Origin of the sequence: Vibrio sp. D431a, assembly GCF_030248655.1 — a bacterium.
GTDB lineage: Bacteria > Pseudomonadota > Gammaproteobacteria > Enterobacterales > Vibrionaceae > Vibrio > Vibrio alginolyticus.
Map to the genome: position 1 here is coordinate 1 of NZ_JAHGAP010000107.1, position 662 is coordinate 662.

The 662-nt window shown below is 36.9% G+C and carries 1 protein-coding gene; it reads left to right on the forward strand.

Annotated elements, in window-relative coordinates:
* A partial coding sequence (locus tag KJB35_RS28285; protein WP_285469902.1) for a hypothetical protein occupies positions 1–648 on the forward strand: 648 nt, incomplete at its 5' end.
* Positions 649–662 lie beyond the last annotated feature (14 nt).

Genomic DNA, 662 nt, shown 5'->3' on the forward strand with positions numbered 1-662 from the left:
TTAACAGGGCGTTATACCTTCGGAGGAATTGTGACAGAGTCAGAAAGCCAATTTGAAGCAACACTCTATTCTAAGAATATTAAGTTTCGAAAAATCCCTGAGTCTGAAGGGAAAACACCTGATTATGAAGTTTATCTTGGTAATCACCTAAGCTATTGGGAGATTAAAGAACTCACTGAAAACCCATCTGAAAAACAAGTATTACGTGACATTGAAGATGAATGTTTGGGCATATATCAAGTGAACTCCGATCGTGTTGTAAACAGTATTAAAGATGCGGCTAAACAGCTAAAAAACTACGGGGAATCAAAATCTAGTAGGGTCATTGTTTTATGTGATTGCCGAGACTTCGCAACAATGGATTTCTTATTCATTCCGAGTATCCAGAAAGCGATGTTAGGTAAAGCTGAATATTATGCTCATCGAGATGGATCGTTCGAAGAAATAAAAAGGCATCCAGGTTTGCTGACAAATAGAATGAAGTACATCAGTGCGATAGCTGTACTTTCAGTGAAAACGGGTAAAATTCTATTTCTTCATAACCCAAACGCTACCGTTTCATTGTTCGAAACTGACCTAATAAAACATTTTGATAATCATCAAGTTTTTGAAAAAACCGGTGGGACTAATACTTGGCAACAGGTATAACAAAGCGTTTAAGA